At 40.2% G+C, this 19,602-nt stretch carries 20 protein-coding genes; 11 read left to right on the forward strand and 9 right to left on the reverse strand.

The window, feature by feature from the left end; genetic code table 11:
* Positions 1 to 100 precede the first annotated feature (100 nt).
* From ACGTJS_RS11650 to dacB, 7 genes are all read left to right on the forward strand, one after another.
* A complete protein-coding gene (locus ACGTJS_RS11650) occupies positions 101 to 1,390 on the forward strand; it encodes an adenylosuccinate synthase (RefSeq protein WP_410472189.1) in 1,290 nt (429 codons plus the stop codon).
* Between the two features lie 93 nt (positions 1,391 to 1,483).
* Positions 1,484 to 2,857 carry a Na+/H+ antiporter family protein gene (locus ACGTJS_RS11655; RefSeq protein WP_410472190.1) on the forward strand — a complete coding sequence of 458 codons (1,374 nt, stop codon included), beginning with the start codon at positions 1,484 to 1,486 and terminating at the stop codon, positions 2,855 to 2,857.
* A 4-nt stretch (positions 2,858 to 2,861) separates the two neighbouring features.
* A complete protein-coding gene (locus ACGTJS_RS11660) occupies positions 2,862 to 3,614 on the forward strand; it encodes a sulfite exporter TauE/SafE family protein (protein WP_410472191.1) in 753 nt (250 codons plus the stop codon).
* Positions 3,615 to 3,787: 173 nt separating this feature from the next.
* On the forward strand, positions 3,788 to 4,528 hold the full coding sequence (locus ACGTJS_RS11665) for a hypothetical protein (protein ID WP_410472192.1): 741 nt from the start codon (positions 3,788 to 3,790) through the stop codon (positions 4,526 to 4,528).
* Positions 4,529 to 5,695, forward strand: coding sequence for a DUF294 nucleotidyltransferase-like domain-containing protein (locus tag ACGTJS_RS11670; RefSeq protein WP_410472193.1), 1,167 nt, complete (start codon positions 4,529 to 4,531; stop codon positions 5,693 to 5,695). It begins immediately after the preceding gene.
* Between the two features lie 45 nt (positions 5,696 to 5,740).
* The gene (locus tag ACGTJS_RS11675; protein ID WP_410472194.1) at positions 5,741 to 6,262 is read left to right on the forward strand and encodes an exonuclease domain-containing protein; all 522 of its coding nucleotides are present in this window, start codon (positions 5,741 to 5,743) and stop codon (positions 6,260 to 6,262) included.
* A 181-nt stretch (positions 6,263 to 6,443) separates the two neighbouring features.
* Positions 6,444 to 7,925 (forward strand): D-alanyl-D-alanine carboxypeptidase/D-alanyl-D-alanine-endopeptidase, encoded by a 1,482-nt coding sequence (gene dacB / locus ACGTJS_RS11680; protein ID WP_410472195.1) that lies wholly within the window; start codon positions 6,444 to 6,446, stop codon positions 7,923 to 7,925.
* 41 nt (positions 7,926 to 7,966) lie between these two features.
* Here the strand turns inward: dacB and ACGTJS_RS11685 are convergent.
* From ACGTJS_RS11685 to ACGTJS_RS11720, 8 genes are all read right to left on the reverse strand, one after another.
* Positions 7,967 to 8,786 (reverse strand): IS5 family transposase gene (locus ACGTJS_RS11685; protein ID WP_410471559.1). Its coding sequence is split into 2 segments (ribosomal slippage): positions 7,967 to 8,402 and positions 8,401 to 8,786, totalling 822 coding nucleotides; the frame shifts between segments, so codons are not numbered across the junction.
* A 45-nt stretch (positions 8,787 to 8,831) separates the two neighbouring features.
* Positions 8,832 to 9,680 (reverse strand): RsiV family protein, encoded by an 849-nt coding sequence (locus ACGTJS_RS11690; protein WP_410472196.1) that lies wholly within the window; start codon positions 9,678 to 9,680, stop codon positions 8,832 to 8,834.
* Positions 9,681 to 9,723: 43 nt separating this feature from the next.
* Entirely contained in the window at positions 9,724 to 10,176 is a 453-nt protein-coding gene (locus ACGTJS_RS11695) for a hypothetical protein (protein WP_410472197.1), read from the reverse strand.
* 16 nt (positions 10,177 to 10,192) lie between these two features.
* Positions 10,193 to 10,630: a DUF6636 domain-containing protein gene (locus ACGTJS_RS11700; protein WP_410472198.1), complete on the reverse strand. Its 438-nt coding sequence runs from the start codon at positions 10,628 to 10,630 to the stop codon at positions 10,193 to 10,195.
* Positions 10,631 to 10,657: 27 nt separating this feature from the next.
* Positions 10,658 to 11,167 (reverse strand): hypothetical protein, encoded by a 510-nt coding sequence (locus ACGTJS_RS11705; protein WP_410472199.1) that lies wholly within the window; start codon positions 11,165 to 11,167, stop codon positions 10,658 to 10,660.
* Between the two features lie 4 nt (positions 11,168 to 11,171).
* A complete protein-coding gene (locus ACGTJS_RS11710; RefSeq protein WP_410472200.1) occupies positions 11,172 to 12,038 on the reverse strand; it encodes a tetratricopeptide repeat protein in 867 nt (288 codons plus the stop codon).
* Positions 12,039 to 12,118: 80 nt separating this feature from the next.
* Positions 12,119 to 12,939 (reverse strand): IS5 family transposase gene (locus tag ACGTJS_RS11715; protein ID WP_410471559.1). Its coding sequence is split into 2 segments (ribosomal slippage): positions 12,119 to 12,555 and positions 12,555 to 12,939, totalling 822 coding nucleotides; the frame shifts between segments, so codons are not numbered across the junction.
* An 84-nt stretch (positions 12,940 to 13,023) separates the two neighbouring features.
* Positions 13,024 to 13,722, reverse strand: a complete 699-nt coding sequence (locus tag ACGTJS_RS11720) for a hypothetical protein (RefSeq protein WP_410472201.1) — start codon at positions 13,720 to 13,722, stop codon at positions 13,024 to 13,026.
* Positions 13,723 to 13,969: 247 nt separating this feature from the next.
* On the opposite strand from ACGTJS_RS11720, the gene ACGTJS_RS11725 reads away from it, so the two are divergent.
* The 4 genes from ACGTJS_RS11725 (at position 13,970) to tgt (ending at position 18,311) form a co-directional block, all read left to right on the forward strand.
* Complete coding sequence (locus ACGTJS_RS11725; protein WP_410472202.1) at positions 13,970 to 15,073, forward strand: hypothetical protein; 1,104 nt, start codon at positions 13,970 to 13,972, stop codon at positions 15,071 to 15,073.
* Positions 15,074 to 15,170: 97 nt separating this feature from the next.
* On the forward strand, positions 15,171 to 16,334 hold the full coding sequence (gene mnmA / locus ACGTJS_RS11730) for a tRNA 2-thiouridine(34) synthase MnmA (protein WP_410472203.1): 1,164 nt from the start codon (positions 15,171 to 15,173) through the stop codon (positions 16,332 to 16,334).
* 13 nt (positions 16,335 to 16,347) lie between these two features.
* The gene (locus ACGTJS_RS11735; protein WP_410472204.1) at positions 16,348 to 17,103 is read left to right on the forward strand and encodes a response regulator; all 756 of its coding nucleotides are present in this window, start codon (positions 16,348 to 16,350) and stop codon (positions 17,101 to 17,103) included.
* A 74-nt stretch (positions 17,104 to 17,177) separates the two neighbouring features.
* Positions 17,178 to 18,311: a tRNA guanosine(34) transglycosylase Tgt gene (gene tgt / locus ACGTJS_RS11740; RefSeq protein WP_410472205.1), complete on the forward strand. Its 1,134-nt coding sequence runs from the start codon at positions 17,178 to 17,180 to the stop codon at positions 18,309 to 18,311.
* 13 nt (positions 18,312 to 18,324) lie between these two features.
* On the opposite strand, the gene ACGTJS_RS11745 is transcribed toward tgt, so the two are convergent.
* Positions 18,325 to 19,524, reverse strand: a complete 1,200-nt coding sequence (locus ACGTJS_RS11745; protein ID WP_410472206.1) for an enoyl-CoA hydratase/isomerase family protein — start codon at positions 19,522 to 19,524, stop codon at positions 18,325 to 18,327.
* Positions 19,525 to 19,602 lie beyond the last annotated feature (78 nt).

A 19,602-nucleotide genomic window follows, 5' to 3' on the forward strand; every position in this document is an offset into this window, starting at 1 on the left:
TTTAAATATTTATTAAAAACCTGTAAAATTTTACTGCGTAATGTTGTGAATACAGGCTCTTGATTTTTTCTTTACTTTTTTAAGGCAAATGAGGTGTCCAATGGGAAAGAATGTTGTGGTTTTAGGTAGCCAATGGGGTGATGAGGGCAAAGGCAAAATCGTTGATTTGCTGACCGAAAAAGCCAGTGCGGTAGCTCGTTATCAAGGCGGTCATAATGCAGGTCATACGCTGGTGGTTGGCGGTAAAAAAACCGTGCTGCACTTGATTCCGTCAGGGATTTTGCGTGAAGGCGTAACTTGCTATATCGGCAATGGCGTGGTGCTTGCCCCTGATGCTCTGCTAAAAGAAATGCAAGAATTGATTGATGCTGGCGTGCCTGTGCGTGAGCGTTTGCGGATTTCGCCAAACTGTCCGCTTATCATGCCACAGCACGTTGCCCTAGACCAGGCTCGTGAAATCAAACGTGGCAATGCCAAAATCGGTACAACTGGGCGTGGCATTGGCCCTGCCTATGAAGACAAGGTCGCTCGCCGTGCGTTGCGTTTTGCCGACCTATTGCGTGCAGATTTTGCCGATAAATTAAAAGCCAATTTGGAATATCACAATTTTGCATTGACCCAATATTATGGCGTGGAAGCGGTGGATTTTGACAAAACTTTAGCCTTAGCCAATGAATGGCGTGATGCGTTAAAAGACTTGGTCGCTGATGTAACAGGCGAATTAAACACCCTTCGCAAACAAGGCAAAAACTTGATGTTTGAAGGGGCTCAAGGCACACTACTTGACGTTGACCACGGTACTTATCCGTTTGTTACTAGCTCAAACACGACCGCAGGTGGCGTGGCGACTGGTACAGGTCTTGGCCCGCTATATTTTGATTATGTGTTAGGCATTACCAAAGCCTATACCACCCGTGTCGGTTCAGGCCCTTTTCCAACCGAATTGTTTGATGAAACTGGGGCACATTTGGCAAAAGTCGGACAAGAAATCGGTGCTTCTACAGGTCGTGCTAGACGTTGCGGTTGGTTTGATGCGGCGATTTTGCACCGTGCGGTGGTGTTAAATTCATTGTCGGGCATTTGTTTAACCAAACTGGACGTACTTGATGATTTGGAAGAAATCAATATTTGTACAGGTTATGAATTGCCAGAAAGCGAGTTTGATGGCGCAAGCGATGCCGAGTTTTATGAAAATGTTAAACCGATTTATGAAACTGTCAAGGGCTGGAAAACCAGCACTGTTGGTATTACCAATTTTGATGATTTACCAGAAAATGCCAAAATCTATATCAAACGCATTGCAGAAATCATTGAATGTCCGATTGATATCATCTCTACAGGCCCAGACCGTGCCGAAACTATCGTATTGCGAGACCCATACGATGCGTAATTTTTAAAAAAGTATTGATAAAGGACGGTTACTATCGTCCTTTATTTTTTTTGTTTTTTAAATAGTGTGTTAATTTTTTATAAAAGGTGGTTTATGCTAACAAATCCTGTTTTGTGGGCGGTCGTTGTCATGCTTGGGCTGTCGCTTGCCCGTGTCCATGTGGTGTTAAGTTTGTTAATTGGGGCAATCGTGGGCGGAATGTTAAGCGGTATGCCCTTGTCGGATATCACGGACGCAGGTGGTGAAGTGGTCAAATCTGGCATTTTAAACAGTTTTCAAAAAGGCTTGTCAGGTGGGGCAGAAATTGCATTATCGTATGCGTTATTGGGTGCGTTTGCGGTGGCGATTTCGCATTCAGGTATGCCAAAAGCCTTGATTAACAAGGTTGTCAAAAGTATTAACAGCAGTGATGGCGATAAAAATGCCAAAAAAATCAAATGGACGCTGTTTTTGGCATTACTAGTGATGAGTTGTTTTAGCCAAAATTTGATTCCGATTCACATTGCTTTTATTCCGCTGTTGATTCCGCCGTTGCTACTGGTGTTTAACCGTTTGCAAGTGGATAGACGGCTGTTGGCGTGTATTATGACGTTTGGTCTGGTCAATACTTATATGTTTTTGCCGTATGGTTTTGGCGATATTTATTTGAACCAAATTATCATCAAAAATATTACCGATGCGGGCATGAATGTCAAAAATGTGTCCATCGTGCAAACCATGATGATTCCTGCGTTGGGTATGCTTACAGGCTTACTGGTGGCGATGTTTATCAGTTATCGTAAGCCCAGACACTATCAAAACCTTGCCATTGACAACGAAAAAAATGGGCAAGCTATGCACACGACTGTGCCAAGCTATCATATTTGGGTGGCGATTGGGGCGATTTTGATTGCCTTTGGGGTGCGATTGTTTACAGGTTCGTTGATTTTGGGGGCATTGTTTGGTTTTTTAACCTTTATGGCGACAGGCGTTGTCAAATGGAAAGACGCTGATGGCGTGTTTGACCAAGGCGTTAAAATGATGGCGATGATTGGTTTTGTGATGATTACTGCACAAGGGTTTGCCGAAGTAATGAAGGCTACAGGACAGATTGAACCACTTGTTACCGCAAGTGCCGATTTGTTCGCAGGGTCAAAACCTATGGCGGCGTTTGCCATGTTGTTTATTGGGCTGGTGGTGACAATGGGCATTGGTTCATCATTTTCTACTGTGCCGATTATTGCTTCTATTTATGTGCCACTTTGTATCACGATGGGATTTTCACCGATGGCAACGGTCGCTTTGATTGCGACTTCTGGGGCGTTGGGCGATGCAGGTTCGCCAGCGTCTGATTCTACACTTGGTCCTACGATGGGCTTAAATACAGATGGACAACACAATCATATTTGGGATAGTGTTGTGCCGACTTTTATTCATTATAATATTCCGTTGTTAATTTTTGGTTGGATTGCGGCGATGGTGCTATAATTTTATGATAAATGATATCTTACTTGCTTTAGCCAATTTACTCACTTCCGCCTTAACCGCCATTACAGGCGTGGGCGGTGGTATGATTTTGATTGGGCTTATGCCCTTTTTTATGCCTGCGGCGGCGGTTGTCCCTGTGCATGGCGTTACCCAATTTGTCAGTAATGCCAGTCGTGCATGGTTTGGGCGAAAAGATGTCGCCCTTGAACATTTTTGGTCGTTTTTGTTTGGCTCTATCGGTGGCTTGGTGGTGTTTGGCATACTCATTCGCTTTGTTCAATTAGAGCTTGTGCCTTTGTTTATCGGCATTTATATTTTGCTGATTACTTGGTCGGATAAATTTAACCAACTGATTCGCAAATTTGAAAAATTTTGGCTCGTTGGTTTTATTCAGACAGGTTTGGGCGTATTTGTCGGAACGCCCGGTCCTTTAAACATTGCGGTTTTAAACAAACATTATGATGACAATCATGTGGTGGTTAGCACTGGGGCATTGATGATGGCGGTGGTGCATTTTGCCAAACTGATTGTCTATGTCAGCGTGGGGTTTGCGTTTGCCGATTATTGGCAACTGCTTGTGATGATGATTGTCATGGCGACGCTTGGCTCGTGGGTCGGTACAAAACTTCGTCATAAAATCAAAATGAGTTGGTTAAAAACCATATTGCCCTATATTTTAACATTGTTGGCAATCAAATTGATTATAGGGATTTTGTTAAAATTTGGTATTTTTGAAAAATTATTCACATTGTTTTAAAAAATACTGCCAATCCCAATGTGATTCATTTTAGCCAATGACTGACAAAGAAAAATTTGCCCCCCCTTGCCCAAAAAAAATTATCATTTTATAATAAATCAATCCAAACCTTTAAAGATTAGCCTTACTTTTAAATGTTTTTTGCCTTTTGATTGCTTTGACAAGGAGATGTCATGACCACCGATTTTTTTGCTTTAAGCCAACCACCTTTTGATACGCTGGATAAAGAGCAACGTGAACGCTTGCAACGCCATAGCCAGATTGTATATTTGGACAGTTTGCAACCGATTGACAAACAATGGTACGGTGATTTTTTTATCATTATCAAAGGGCAAATTCATCAATTACAAGGCGAAGAATTTGTTGCCAATCTCAATGTTGGCGACTGGTTTGCCACCCAAATTGCCCTAGACAATCCACTTGATGACACAACCACCGATTTTCAGTTTATTACCCAACAACAGTCGTTACTTTATCGTTTTGACAAAAATGTTTTTAACCAAATTATTGAAGAAAATACCGCGTTAAAAAATTTGTTATTTGCTGATTTATCCGCTCGGCTTGCCACTCGCCAATCTCGCCTTGCTCAAAGCGAAAGCCAACAATTATTACATCAACCGATTAGCCTATTGGGGCAACACATCAAACCGCCTCAATTTATTGACGGTAATGCCAGTTTACGTCAGGCGGTTGTCGCAATGAACCAAGTTCACGCCAAACATATTTTAGTAAAATTAATATCAGAATTAAGACAAAATGATATTGATAAATTATTAAAAGCAGGCGTAAATCCGTCTGATATTCCCAAAATGTCTAGCAAAATCGGCATTTTTACCCAAACTGATGTTTGTCATGCCATTGAACAACAAGCGGATTTTGATACCACTGCGGTTAAAGATTTTTGTCATTTGTAATTGTCCACCATTTTAGCCAGTCAAGATGTGAGCGAAGCCTTATTATTAATGCTACATGAACGGGTTCATCGTTTACCGATTATCAATGCGTTTGGCGAAATTACGGGCGTATTGGGACAGACTGAACTGTTAAGCTATTTGACCAACCATTCTCATTTGATTGTCGCTCGGATTGAACAAGCCCAAAATCTTGATGATATCGCCCAAGCCGTTGAAACCATTGGTAAATTTATACGTGGACAACAACAAAACGGCACAAAAACCCATGTGATTAGCCGTATGGTACAAAGCCTAAATGCGCAAGTATTTGCAAAAGTTTGGCAATTGCTTGTGCCAAGTGTTATTTTTCAAAACACTTGTTTGTTTGTGATGGGGTCGGAAGGGCATGGTGAACAAATCATGCGTACCGACCAAGACAATGCGTTAATTTTGCGTGATGATTTTTTTGATGAACAAATATTAATAAAATTGAGCGAATTTGCCGAACAGTTTAATCAAACCTTAGCCAACATGGGCTATCCGTTGTCCGATGGCAAGATTATGATAAATAATCCACAATGGCGAAAGCCGTTGGGCGATTTTCAAAGCCAAATCAATCACTGGTTTTCAAGCGGTCAAAGCGAAAATATGATGTGGCTTGCGACTTTTCAAGACGCACATTTTGTCTGTGGCGACAAGGCATTGTTTGAGCCACTCATTGAGCATTATCACCAAGCATTTCATCATCATGCCAGTAGCAATTTTATTAACCGTTTTGCCAAGTCTGTGTTACAGCTTGACACCGATGGCAACTGGTGGCAACGCCTAACAGGTGGCACAGGCGACAATATTGACCTAAAAAAAGCAGGGATTTTTCCGATTGTGCATGGGGTGCGAGCCTTGTGCCTTGAACATCATATCACAGCGACCAACACCAAATTACGCTTACAAATATTGGCAGAACGTCAGATTTTACCCGAAAAAACCAGTCAAAATCTCGCAGAAGCGTTGGACTTCTTTTTGGCAAAACGCCTTGAAGTTGCTTTAACGACCGCAGATAAATCCGCTCGCAAAGTCAATCCAAACAATCTATCGGCATTGGACAAAGATTTATTAAAAGAGTGTTTAGCCATTGTAAAATCGTTTAAGATTTATTTAACCCATAATTTTAGATTGGACATTTTCTAAACCATCAGCGTTAAAAAACCGAATAAATGTTAAAAGGATTGCATAATGTTTGATAAATTTCGCCAATTTTTTAGTCCCCATTTTTTTAGCCAAAGCGGTAAAAAACAACGACAAAAAAGTCAATTAATCCGCCCAGAATTTGGCTTTTTATTTGATGAAAAACCCGCCCAAGAATGGGTGAGCCTTGACCTTGAAATGACAGGGTTAAACCCAAAAACTGACCATATTTTAAGCTTTGGTGCGGTCAAAATTTATCAACAAAATAACAGTTTTCACATTGATACGGGCAATGCATTGTCGCTGATTTGTTGTCCACCTGTCATGCCAAGCCATGATAGCATTGTGATTCATGGCTTGCGTCCGCAAGATGTGGCAAATGGTATCAGCTATGATGAAATGTTACCAAAACTGTTTGAATTTGTTGGCAGTCTCCCAATTATCGGCTTTTGTGTATCAATGGACATGGGCTTTATCAATCAGCTTGCCAAACCATTGATATCAGCCAGTTACATCAGCAAATTTTACACAAAAAAGACCCCAATTTGGTCGCAAGTCCCAAACATTTAACGCAACTATTAACTGATTTTGACATTCCAAAACTGCCTACACACGATGCCCTAAACGATGCCATCATGACGGCGATGTTATTTTGTCATTTGCAAAAATACGCTAATTTTGCAAAGTTTTTTTCATCTTGTCAAAAAATATGCTAAAGTGAGTTTTTTATTTGGGCTTAAGGTTTGGCAATATGTTTTTTTTAAAATTTTATAAAAAATATCTGTTTGGCATGATGTTGTTTGTTTGTCAAAACAGTTTTGCCGATATTGCCAATTTGCCTGTGCCGATTGCCGAGCGTATCGCCACCGCAAACCTTGACCCCAATGCGGTAAGTATCGTGATTCGTCCCATCGGCGAGCCGTCTTTGGTGAGTTTTAACGCCAACACGCCCAGAATGCCAGCATCCACGCAAAAGGTGATTCCTACTTTTATCGCTTTGGAGACGCTTGGCAAAGATTTTATTTGGCAAACCAAACTCTATCAACAAGGCTTTGTGTGGAAAGACACGCTGTACGGCAATATCATCATCAAAGCGTCAGGCGACCCAAAACTTGGGGCAGAGCGATTGGCAGATTTGTTAAAAATGGTCAAAAATTTGGGCATCAATCACGTTGATGGCGATGTGGTGATTGATAATCGCTTGTTTCACAATGTGCAATTTGACAATCAAGCCTTTGATAATAAAGGCTTACGCCCTTATAACGCTTCGCCAAATGGACTGTTGTTGAATTTTGGCACAATTAACATTCAGCTTAAAAAACAACAAAATGCTGATAAACAAACGGTTTTTGCGGTGCAATCTTCGCCAAATTTATCGCAATTTTCGCCACAAAATTTTGTCAATACTGATAAAAAACCTTGTCCAAGCAATCAAAAAGATTTGCCCATTGATTTGAGCGTTGATACTTTGACATTTCACGAAAATTTGTCCGATAAATGTCAAGATGGCGAATATTGGCTAAGCTATCCCAATGCGGACGAGTATATTTATCGCTTTGTCAGTGCCGAATGGCAAAAAATCATGCCTGATTTTACAGGTAAAATTATTTTTCCAGAACATATCACCCCACCCAAAAAATGGCAGTTTTGGCGGTACAAATTTGCTCCAAAATTGTTGGGTTATATCAACTCTGCCCCACTTGATGAACAAATCCGTGATATCAACCATTATTCTAACAATGTGATGACCGAGCAAGTCGCTTTGTCATTGCCGATTTATGCCGACAAACAGGCGGTGAGTGATTATCCAAAGACGTTTGATTTTATCAAAAACTGGTGGCAAAAAAACCTAAAAACATCTACCCCACCGACCATAAGCCGAGCATCTGGGCTGTGTCGTGATTGTTTGATTTTGCCAAATAGTATGGCGGATTTTTTGGGTTTTGCCTTTGTGCATAAAGATTTTGACACCTTTAAACAATCGTTAAGCGTGGCTGGCGAAACAGGCACGATGAAAGATTTACGCTATAGGCAAAAGTCCAATTCTGCCATCGGCAAGGCGTGGATAAAAACAGGGACATTGGAAAATGTTACCAGTATGGCAGGCTACGTGCAGGGGGATTCTGGACGGTGGTATGTGGTGGTGGGTATGATAAATTCGCCAAAAGTCATGTACGACCCAAAAGCCAAAGCGATTTTAGATGAAATGTTGGATTGGACGGCGAAGCAATAATCCGTTTAATTTTTACTCCAATCATTAGACCTCTTTCCAAACTAACCCAACTCGAAATTATAAATGGCACAAATCAAATTAACCCTTAAGCCAAAGCGTTTTCTGCGATTACGATAACGACAGGCTAGGATTTTAAAACGTTTGATTTTGCCGATAACATGTTCATTGGTTACCCGTTCAGAAGCTAATTCTCGATTGGCTTGTTTGTCAACTTTAGATAGTGGATTAAGCTTGGTTTTCTTTTTTGGGAATTTGCTATTGGCATGGTGTTTGTGTATGCCTTGATAGCCCGAATCTACTTGGATTAAGATACTAGGCTTTATACGCATTTTTGAGTATTGGTAAAGTTTAAAGTCATGGGTTTTACCTTTGCTAAAATGGGTACAAAGTATTTTTTTGCTGTTTTTATCGACAACGATTTGTGCTTTTAAGGTGTGGTGTTTCTTTTTACCTGAGTATTGCCTGCGTTGCTTTTTTGGGTCGCTCACAAGGTACTTCGGTTGCGTCTATCAGTACGGTTTCAAGGTTTGGGTCTTGCCATAAAGCCTTTTTGCTAGGTAGGGCAAAGTCTTTGTGGGCTATCAGTATGCTTTCTACCCATTTGATGGTTTTACAGACAGCACTTTCACTGATACCAAAGTCTTGCCCTAGGTGAAATTGGGTGCGATATTCTCGGTAGTAACTCAAAGTCAGCATGAGCTTGTTTTCTAGGCTGATTTCATTTTTCCTGCCACCTTTTTTGTGTTGTTCGTTGTATGCTTCTTGTAGTATGGTGAGCATATGAGTATAGGTACTTCTTTGGATGCCAAAGTAGCGTTTAAATTGTGCGTCACTGAGTTTTTCTGCTTGTTCGGGTATCATGCTTTTGCTGTTTTTTCTAAAAATCAGTATTATACCAAATCACTATTAAGGTTTGGAAAGAGGTCTATTATCAAATTTATCAAACTTTTGGTTTAAATATTCATTTTTAACAAAACCTTTTAATTCTTTATTGGTCAATTGTAGCTCAATAAATCCATCAGCATAAGGTGCAATTTCATAGACATTGTAGGCAAAAGTGATACCTTGTGGGGTCAAATAAAAATTATCAGTAATGTCAAAACCAAAAAATGCCAAATGATGTGCAATTTCTTCATCGGTCATTTTTTCGTCATTTTTTAGATAATTAATAAACTTTTGCTTAAGCATGGCGGTTAATTTCGCCTTGTCGTTAGGCGAAATATGAATATCGTCAAGTTTTAACTCTTTTTGTTTTTGCATATCAAAGACATAAAATGCTCTTGCTGGTATGCCGTGAGGCCCGCCATTATATTCAAAATCATCTCGGCTGATTTGCACTAGATTTGCTGATGTGGCAATGAGTTTTAGTGTAGATGAGCGTTCGTATTGATTGAGTTTGGTGTTTTCTTTGTCTTGCAATTCTTCATAGACGTACTCGGCATCTTCGTCATAGCTTTGCTTGAGTTCTTTTTTGCCTTTGGCATCGTTATAATCGCCATTGACGACTTTATCAATGAACGGATAGTTGGTTTTGATAAGTTCAATATCCACACGCATACATTGTTTTTCAGTGTACCATTCTTTATCTTCTTCTGGTGCTGTGTTTATACGCTGTTGGCACAAGTCGGTGACTTTTTTGGGGATTTGGTAGTCAAATTTATGGGTGCTAAATTGAAATTCGGCAGGTTTGGCAAGGGCGATAGAGCTTAGGCTTGCGATACTTGCGACAAGGGCTGTGATAATAATTTTTTTCATAAATCATTCCGCTGATTGTGGTTAAAACGGATAAAATCAAAAATTAACGGCTAATCACCCCAAAAAATGACGGCGAGCCAAGACTGATAGAAAATCCACTTTTATTATCCAAGAAATAATAAGTCGTCCCACCATCCGCACAGTCAAACTGTAAGGTGCGGTAGCTTGCTTTTGTCAATTTTTTTAACATGGCTTTGGCGTTGGTGATGTCGGCTTTATCGTAGCTATCATCACCTTCAGCATAGCTAGTCGCTTCATTGATAAAGGCGGTGACATCGGCTTTGACAGCTTTTTGGGTTTGGGTTTTGTAGTGATAGCCAAAACTTGAGCCACATTCTTTTTTGGCGTTGCTAAGGTCGGCTGATTGTTCTTGGTAAAGTTTGATGGTTTCGCCTGTGCTATCGTGCCAAGTCCCTGCGTAGGTTTCAGTATTTTTGGCAAAAGTTGGTTGGACAAATGTGGCGAGTAACATAGCAGTGATAATGAGTTTTTTCATAATATTTTCCTGTTAATTATTTATTAATCAAAATTTGTTTGCTTTTATTTAAAATAAAACCATGCTTTTGATTATTCGCTATACATTTTATACCATCGCCTGCAATTGCCGTACACGTCCAGCCATTGCCTTTGACCGTTTGCCCTACTTTGAGCAATTTGCTACCATCAACACCGATATAAGTATCGCCTGCACATTCAATTTCAGCTTTGCCTGTTTTGGCATTTAAAGCAAAGTTTTGCCCCCAGTCTAGCTCGCACTCTTCGGTTGGCTTATAGTGGTGCTTCACATAATCGCCTTTGATAGAGCAACCGACAAAAATAGGTTCGTCAGAATCTACCGAACAGCCGACTGCGTAGCCTTTTGAGTGAAAATGTTGGTATTCAGCGTGAGCGACATTGGCAAATGCAAAGACATTGCTTGTAGCCAGTAAAGTTAAAATTAATTTTTTCATGGGATTGTTTCTGTTTAAGTTAAAAAATTATTGATAAAGCGATTTATCTTTTACCAAATTAGTCGCATTACATTCTTTTACCAATTTTTTGCTGTATTTGGCACGGCTTTGAGCTGTTGGATTAAACTCTAGCACCAAATCATTATCTTGCATGAGTTTAATGGTTTTGGCATTGGCAAGTTTGTTAATCCACGCATTCCAATTGGCTTTTGGCGTTGTGCCAATATCAGCGTTAATCGTGTAATGTTTTGGGTCTTGGTCAAACAAAAAATACACATTTGGCAAGCTTAAATCATACGCATCGCCATCATGCCCATCGACATAAATGCCCAAGTCATGACCCAATCCACCGCTAACATCACACGACAGCAACAGATATTGATTAACCGTGCCTACGCTGTACTCTTGAACGCCTTGAGCGAAGCTACTGCTCCATTTGTCTTGTATAATGGTTTTTGGCTTGGCAAATGTGGGTTGCACCAAAGTGGCAAGCAATAGAGCGGTTAAAGCAAATTTTGTTAAAGAAATTTTTTTCATAAAATTACTCCTGTGTTTGTCGTTTCTCTAAATCTTTTTGTATCTCTTCTAAAATCACTGGCAACTCTTTGAGATACTCTTGATATTGGCAAGCTATTGGGTGTTCGTTTTTGCAACCACGTTTTGCCCAATATTGTGCTTGCTCGGCATTATAAATGCGTTCATTGACATCAAGTGTCGCCAATCTGCCCATATACGCTTGCACAAGAAAATTTTGAGCATCCACAAGACCGCCTTCGGCTGATTTTTTAATCAATTCAAAGCCTTTCTTTCTATCGTCTGGGTTGCCAAGATAATAATAAATCGTCCCAAGTGTAAACTGTGCAGGTAAAAAGTTTTCATTGGATAATTGCTCTAGGGTGGTCATAGCGGTTTTGTTGTCTTGGTCGCTATTTAATACCAAATTGAGTTTTGCTGACGGTACGGTTTTGCTCGCCTGTGTCCACAACTCAATCGCCTTTTTAGGGTCTGACTTTACATTTTCATTACCAGTAAGATACATACCTGCCAAATTATTTTTGGCATTATTATTGCCTTGTTCGGCGGATTTGCTGTACCAATCAAAGGCTTGTTTGGTATCTTTTTTTACTTGAATACCCAAATCATACATTTTGCCAATTTGAAATTGAGCGACCGCATCGCCTGTTTTGGCTTTGGCAAGCGTTTGTTCAAAATTAATGGTTTTGAGATATTCACGGCTGTTTTGCGGTGTTTCTGCATAGGCGTTAAATGTGCCGTATGGCGTGGTAAAGTGGTCGTATTTGGACGATTTGATTAGCTCCATTTCGCTTGGCGTGGGCGTTACTGTTTTGGCAATGGTGGGTTGTACCAAAGTGGCAAGTAGAAGGGCGGTTAAAAGGGGTTTTTTCATAAAATCTCCTTTTGTTTAAAATTTGATAAAAACGGATAAAATCACAATTTATCCGTTTTTTTAATAGACCTCTTTCCAAACTAACCCAACTCGAAATTATAAATGGCACAAATCAAATTAACCCTTAAGCCAAAGCGTTTTCTGCGATTACGATAACGACAGGCTAGGATTTTAAAACGTTTGATTTTGCCGATAACATGTTCATTGGTTACCCGTTCAGAAGCTAATTCTCGATTGGCTTGTTTGTCAACTTTAGATAGTGGATTAAGCTTGGTTTTCTTTTTTGGGAATTTGCTATTGGCATGGTGTTTGTGTATGCCTTGATAGCCCGAATCTACTTGGATTAAGATACTAGGCTTTATACGCATTTTTGAGTATTGGTAAAGTTTAAAGTCATGGGTTTTACCTTTGCTAAAATGGGTACAAAGTATTTTTTTGCTGTTTTTATCGACAACGATTTGTGCTTTTAAGGTGTGGTGTTTCTTTTTACCTGAGTATTGCCTGCGTTGCTTTTTTTGGGTCGCTCACAAGGTACTTCGGTTGCGTCTATCAGTACGGTTTCAAGGTTTGGGTCTTGCCATAAAGCCTTTTTGCTAGGTAGGGCAAAGTCTTTGTGGGCTATCAGTATGCTTTCTACCCATTTGATGGTTTTACAGACAGCACTTTCACTGATACCAAAGTCTTGCCCTAGGTGAAATTGGGTGCGATATTCTCGGTAGTAACTCAAAGTCAGCATGAGCTTGTTTTCTAGGCTGATTTCATTTTTCCTGCCACCTTTTTTGTGTTGTTCGTTGTATGCTTCTTGTAGTATGGTGAGCATATGAGTATAGGTACTTCTTTGGATGCCAAAGTAGCGTTTAAATTGTGCGTCACTGAGTTTTTCTGCTTGTTCGGGTATCATGCTTTTGCTGTTTTTTCTAAAAATCAGTATTATACCAAATCACTATTAAGGTTTGGAAAGAGGTCTAATGTTAAAAGTTAAAACTTAATCAATCTCAGTTGTATCGCCATATTGCCCAATGATTTCACAATTGGTCGCTTCGGCTTGGCATTTGGCAAGTAATTGTTTAAATTCAGGTTGCTGTTGTGAAAATAAATGGTATTTATCTTCACGAGTTGTCCAATATACAGCGTATTGACCGTTGCTTTTTTGACCACGCAAAATCGCAATTAAATTTTCGCCCAAATTTTCGGTTTTTTTGACGACTTGGCAATCACTTTTTTTGCCGTATTTTTTGATGATTTTTCTTACAACATCATGATTATAACTTTGGGTGTTTAGATGATTGGTTTTGTCAAGGCAAGACGCAAGGGCAAAATCCTCCATGCCCCATGTCATGGATTGGTTGAAACTTGCATCGTCCCATGAATAAGAAGCCACACCCACCACACCTGTGCTAGGGCTTAACGCCACCGCAATATCGCTTTGCCCCCGCAAAACGGTCGGGTCGGGTTCAGGAGAAGGGGTGTAACCACCACTATCAGCGGTACAGACTTTCTCAAATATCGCATCCATTTTGCCAGTTACGAAGTTGGGTATGCCACATAAATTGCCACCCATATCTATACCACGGTCTTGACAAGTACAACCTGCCATAGCCGATTGACTGACCGCCAATCCACCAAACGCACCGATAGCCAATAGGCTTGATAACGCAAATTGTGTGAAAGAAGGTTTTTTCATGGGATTGCTTCTGCTTGTTAAAAAAATGGTTGTAGCTTGGGCAAAAAATAACACCCAATATTTTAAAATGAATTTTATTTGATAAATGTTTTATCATTCATTTATTATAGACCTTTAATATATTGGTTACAACCAATTATCAGTGTATTTTAACAAACAAAACTTGACACTTAACAATGTTTACCATTTATCTAATAAATTGTGAAATTTAAGTTTATTTTTATCAAAACAAATTAATGAGGTCTTTATGAAAAAACTTGCCACATTGCCTGTCATCATCGCTACCGCCTTGACAATCACAGCGTGTAATAATGATAACAACAGCCATAACAGCAACGCCAACAACAACCCAACTAACCCAACAACTAACCCAACAACTAACCCAACAACTAACCCAACAACTAACCCAACAACTAACCCAACAACTAACCCAACAACTAACCCAACAACTAACCCAACAACTAACCCAACAACGAATCCAACAACGAATCCAACAACGAATCCAACAACGAATCCAACAACGAATCCAACAACGAATCCAACAACGAATCCAAATAATGCAACCCAAACAGGCATATACCAACTGGACGCAATGCCACAAACAAAAGACCAATATATCCAACAAGCCAACGACCGAGCCAAACAAGGCTATGCCATCGTAACACCTACGACCGAAGGTATGCTAAGCTACAAGCCAAATACCGCCGTTGGCATTGAATATAAAGCGTTGGACGCAAATACCAATGACATTAATGTACTCAATGACATGGGAAAACAAGGCTATTTGTTTAAATCGCCAAGTTATGACAACGATTTTAAACTGTTTGATTTGTACATGAAAAATACCAGCAGTCCAAAAACTTATGAATACCAAGCCTTCAGCATGAATGACGACTTTTTGACCCAAGCCAACGAAGCAGGCAAAAACAGCTGGCGTTATCTCACCATGTTGATGATTCCTAATCCACAACATTTGTATGTAAAAGACGGCTCTAACGTCAATTATCAATACGCCACCGAGCCTGATTTGAATAGTATCGAGAAACTGCGTGAACAAATTACCAATCGTGCTAAAGACGGCTGGGTGTATCGTGGTGGTATGGTGGTTGGTACAACACATTCGCAAGTGTTTGAAAAAGCGTCTAACCAATCCCAAGCGATTAGCTGTGACGTAGTGGATATGCCAAATGACAAAGTAGATATTAATGTGATGAATGATTATGCAAAAAAAGGATATCTGTCTTTGGGTAAACAAACAGCCGTTACAAATACAGGCATGCAATCCACTGAAATATTTTGTAGTGGCTTAAATAATGTGATTTGGCAACTATCAGGTGCGATGTTGCCATAAACACCAAAAAGTTCATAACATTATCAAAACCCACTTGGTGTTATCCTTGCCAAAATTTGTTATAATAGCTCTTAAATTTTAACAATTAAGAAAAAATATGACAAATTCAAACGCTTTTAATTTATCTGATATCAAAAACCCTGCCGATACCAAAGTGATTGTCGGTATGTCTGGCGGGGTTGATAGCTCCGTTTCCGCAGTTTTGCTCAAAAATATGGGCTTCAACGTAGAAGGCTTGTTCATGAAAAACTGGGAAGAAGATGACGGCACAGAATATTGCACCGCCATCACCGACCTAGCCGATGCCCAAGCCGTAGCCGACAAAATCGGCATAAAACTGCACACAGCAAATTTTGCAATGGAATATTGGGACAGAGTTTTTGAGCATTTTTTGGCAGAATACCAAGCAGGTCGCACGCCAAATCCCGATATTTTGTGTAATAAAGAAGTCAAATTTAAAGCCTTTTTGGATTATGCTTTGACATTGGGGGCGGATTATATCGCCACAGGGCATTATACACGGCGTGGATTTACCGATGAAAACGGCAAGGCGGAACTTTTGCGTGGTTTGGATAACAACAAAGACCAAAGTTATTTTTTGCACGCTGTTAGTGGCGATAAAATCGCCAAAACGCTCTTCCCTGTTGGCGAATTGGAAAAACCCGAAGTCCGAAAAATCGCTGAAGAATACGACCTTGCAACCGCTAAAAAGAAAGACTCAACAGGCATTTGTTTTATCGGTGAAAGACGCTTTAAAGACTTTTTGCAACAATATTTACCTGCCAAAAAAGGTGATATCTACACCGATGACGGCATAAAAATCGGCACGCATGACGGCTTGATGTATTACACACTTGGGCAACGTGGTGGAATCGGCATTGGTGGCGTGAAAAATCGCCCAGAAGAGCCTTGGTTTGTGCTATATAAAGACCTTGAACAAAACCGCTTAATCGTGGGACAAGGACACGAACATTCTATGCTACAATCAACCGAATTGACCGCCTATAAATTGGATTGGATTGTAAATCCGCCGAGTGAAATTTTTAGCGAAAATGGGCTAAAATGCACCGCCAAAACTCGCTATCGTCAGCCAGACCAGGCTTGTACGGTGTATGCGATTGATAATGGCGAAAAGGTAAAAGTCGTATTTGACGAACCACAAAGAGCCGTTACGCAAGGGCAATCGTGTGTGTTTTATATTGATGACGTTTGTCTTGGTGGTGGGGTGATTGATAGCATTAATGCACCAACGCATTTATAAAAGATTAAAGCACATGAACGCACCGCATATTTTACTGATTGAAGACGACCCAGCGATTGCCAGTACCTTACAATTTGCCTTAGAACGTGAAAATTGGCAAACCACATGGCTTGAAACCGCCAATCAAGTCGTTCCTTTTTTGCAAAAAACCGAACAATTATCAGCCATTATCATGGACGTGGGTTTGCCTGATGGTGATGGTTTTAGCCTTTGCCAAAAAGTGCGATTTGGTGAATATCATAATCATGTGCCAATCCTTTTTTTGACCGCTCGTGATGATGAGTTGGATAAAATCATTGGGCTAGAAATGGGTGCGGATGACTATATTACCAAGCCTTTTAGCCCAAGAGAAATCATCGCTCGTATCAAAGCAATTTTACGCCGAGAAGAAATTTACCAACAAAAATCTATTAATAATGAATTAGATAAACATTTGGATAAAAAAATTGTCAATTTATGTCAAGATTTTGACAAAAATTTGGCGTGCGGACATTGGCAATACCAAGATACCATTTATCAATTAATATTAAATAATCATATTTTACCATTAAGTAAAACTGAACTGTCAATCATGCTAACTTTGATAGAACGACCCAATCATATTTTTAGCCGTGAACAGATTTTAGCCAATATCAGCGATTTTCCAGAACATCGCCTAGCTCGCACCATCGACAGCCATATCAAAACTTTACGCCAAAAAATTGCCGAAATTTCGCCCCATGTTGAGATAATCATTACCCATCGTGGCTTGGGCTATAGTTTGCAATGATGTTTGTTTGATGAATTTTTGCAAAATTTCTGTTATAATCGTGCGTTCTTACAATCAATCAATTTAACAAACCTATGAAATTTACCTTACACAAAACCGATAAAACTTCTCGTGCCAGACGTGGTACGGTTCATCTCGCTCATGGCGACGTGCAAACCCCAGCTTTTATGCCTGTCGGCACGTATGGTACGGTCAAAGGTATGTTGCCACGAGATATCCATGAGATTGGTGCGGATATTATTTTGGGCAATACCTTTCATCTATGGCTACGTCCGACCACGGCAGTGATTGACACCTTTGGCGGATTGCATGATTTTATCGGTTGGAACAAGCCGATTCTGACCGATTCTGGCGGATTTCAAGTGTTTAGCCTTGGGGCAATGCGAAAAATCAAAGAAGAAGGTGTGTATTTTCGCTCACCTATTGATGGTGCAAAAGTGTTTTTGTCACCAGAAATTTCTATGCAAATCCAAAAATCGCTTAATTCCGACATCGTTATGCAGTTTGACGAATGTACGCCCTACCCTGCCACCCATATTGAAGCGGACAAATCACTTGAATTGTCTTTGCGTTGGGGCAAACGTTGCCTTGATGAACATCAAAAATTAGGCAACAAAAATGCGTTATTTGGCATTATTCAAGGTAGTATGTATGCCGATTTACGCCAAAAATCATTGGAAGGCTTGTTAAATATTGGCTTTGACGGCTATGCGATTGGCGGATTGTCCGTTGGCGAACCCAAAGAAGAGATGATAAAAGTCTTGGACTACCTGCCAGACGATATGCCCCATGACAAGCCAAGATATTTGATGGGCGTTGGCAAACCTGAAGACATCGTGGAAGCGGTTCGCCGTGGTGTGGATATGTTTGACTGCGTCATGCCAACTCGTAACGCTCGTAATGGGCATTTGTTTGTCAGTACAGGCGTGGTAAAAATCAAAAACGCAAGCCACCGTTTTGACGAAAATCCGCTAGATGAAGAATGTGATTGTTATACTTGTAAAAATTTTAGCCGTGCTTATCTGCACCATTTGCACAAATGTGGCGAAATGCTATCGGCACAACTGGCGACCATTCACAATTTACGCTATTATCAAAACCTCATGCAACACATTCGTACCGCGATTGAAAATGATAATTTTGACGAATTTGTCAAAACCTTTTATCAAAAACAAGGGCGAGACGTGCCAGCGGTTGAGTTAAAATAGCTAAAACTTGTATTTATAAACTTAACTGCAATGCTTTGCCTTGCAACATAATCGGCTCAAAATGCGATAAAATATAGCTTTTATCGCAATTCTCAACAGCCCTACTCCAGTTCGGCTTTTTGTCTTTGTCCACAATTAACGCTCGCACTCCTTCACGAAAATCGGCATAATAACAGCAATGCACCGCCACGTTAAATTCTAATTGCAAAATCTCGGCAAGCGACAGCATTTTTGCTTTGACAAAAAATTCATAGGTCAAATGTGCGGTAACAGGACAGCCATACTCATAAGTGTCAATCGCTTGGGTAAACCACTCGTCATCAGCAAATTGTTGTCGCAACGCTGGATTTTTTAACGCCTTATCAATGTCTAACATATCACCTTGATTGACGATAGTTTGAATGGTTTGCCAATGCTTGATAACTTTGCTATCGGCTAAATGTGTGAGCGTGTGCAGTTGGCTCAAGGCGTGGCTGACAATGGCATGAGCGGTTTTTTGGCTGTGCCAATCGGCATTTAACAAGCTGTCAATGGCGTTTTGTCTGTCTTCACTTTTCATGGCAAATTCGGCTAAATTTAACAACAATGCGTCTTTGGCATTGCCATTTGCCCCTGTCAAACCAAAAAACAAGCCAACTTGGGCGGGCATTTTTTGTAAAAACCAACTGCCTGTCGCATCAGGAAATAAACCAATGTTGATTTCTGGCATAGCAAAGCGTGTCGTTTCGGTAACGATACGATGACTACAAGTCGCCACCAAACCCAAGCCACCGCCCATCACAATGCCAGTCGCCCAAGCGATAATCGGCTTTGGATAAGTCGCCATGTAGTGATTAAGCTGATATTCATGGCGAAAAAAAGTGGTAAAATAATTTGGCTCGTCCATGATAATGCTCGCATTATCGACGATAATCGGCTGAGTTATCATGGCTTCGTACAGTTTTCGGATATTGCCACCTGCACAAAATGCCTTTTCGCCTGTGCTTTGTAAAAATACGGCGACAATTTGGCTATCGTTTTGCCATTGTTTTAAGGTTTGGAAAATGGCTTGACACATCTCAAGACTGGCAGAATTTAAGGCTTTAGGTTCGTTTAGGGTAATCACGCCCAATATTTTGCCGTCTTTTGTGGATAATTTTTCAAATAATACTTTATCAAAGTCTGTATCATCATAATTGACAAGCTGATTTTTGGTTGTATTCGCTGATATCATGTGGTTTTTTATCCTTTATTGTCTGTCTGATAAGCTAAATATCATAACTCAAATTTTTATCTAAAAAAAGCGTGTTTT

Origin of the sequence: Faucicola mancuniensis (assembly GCF_046523945.1) — a bacterium.
In the GTDB taxonomy this organism is placed as follows: domain Bacteria; phylum Pseudomonadota; class Gammaproteobacteria; order Pseudomonadales; family Moraxellaceae; genus Faucicola; species Faucicola mancuniensis.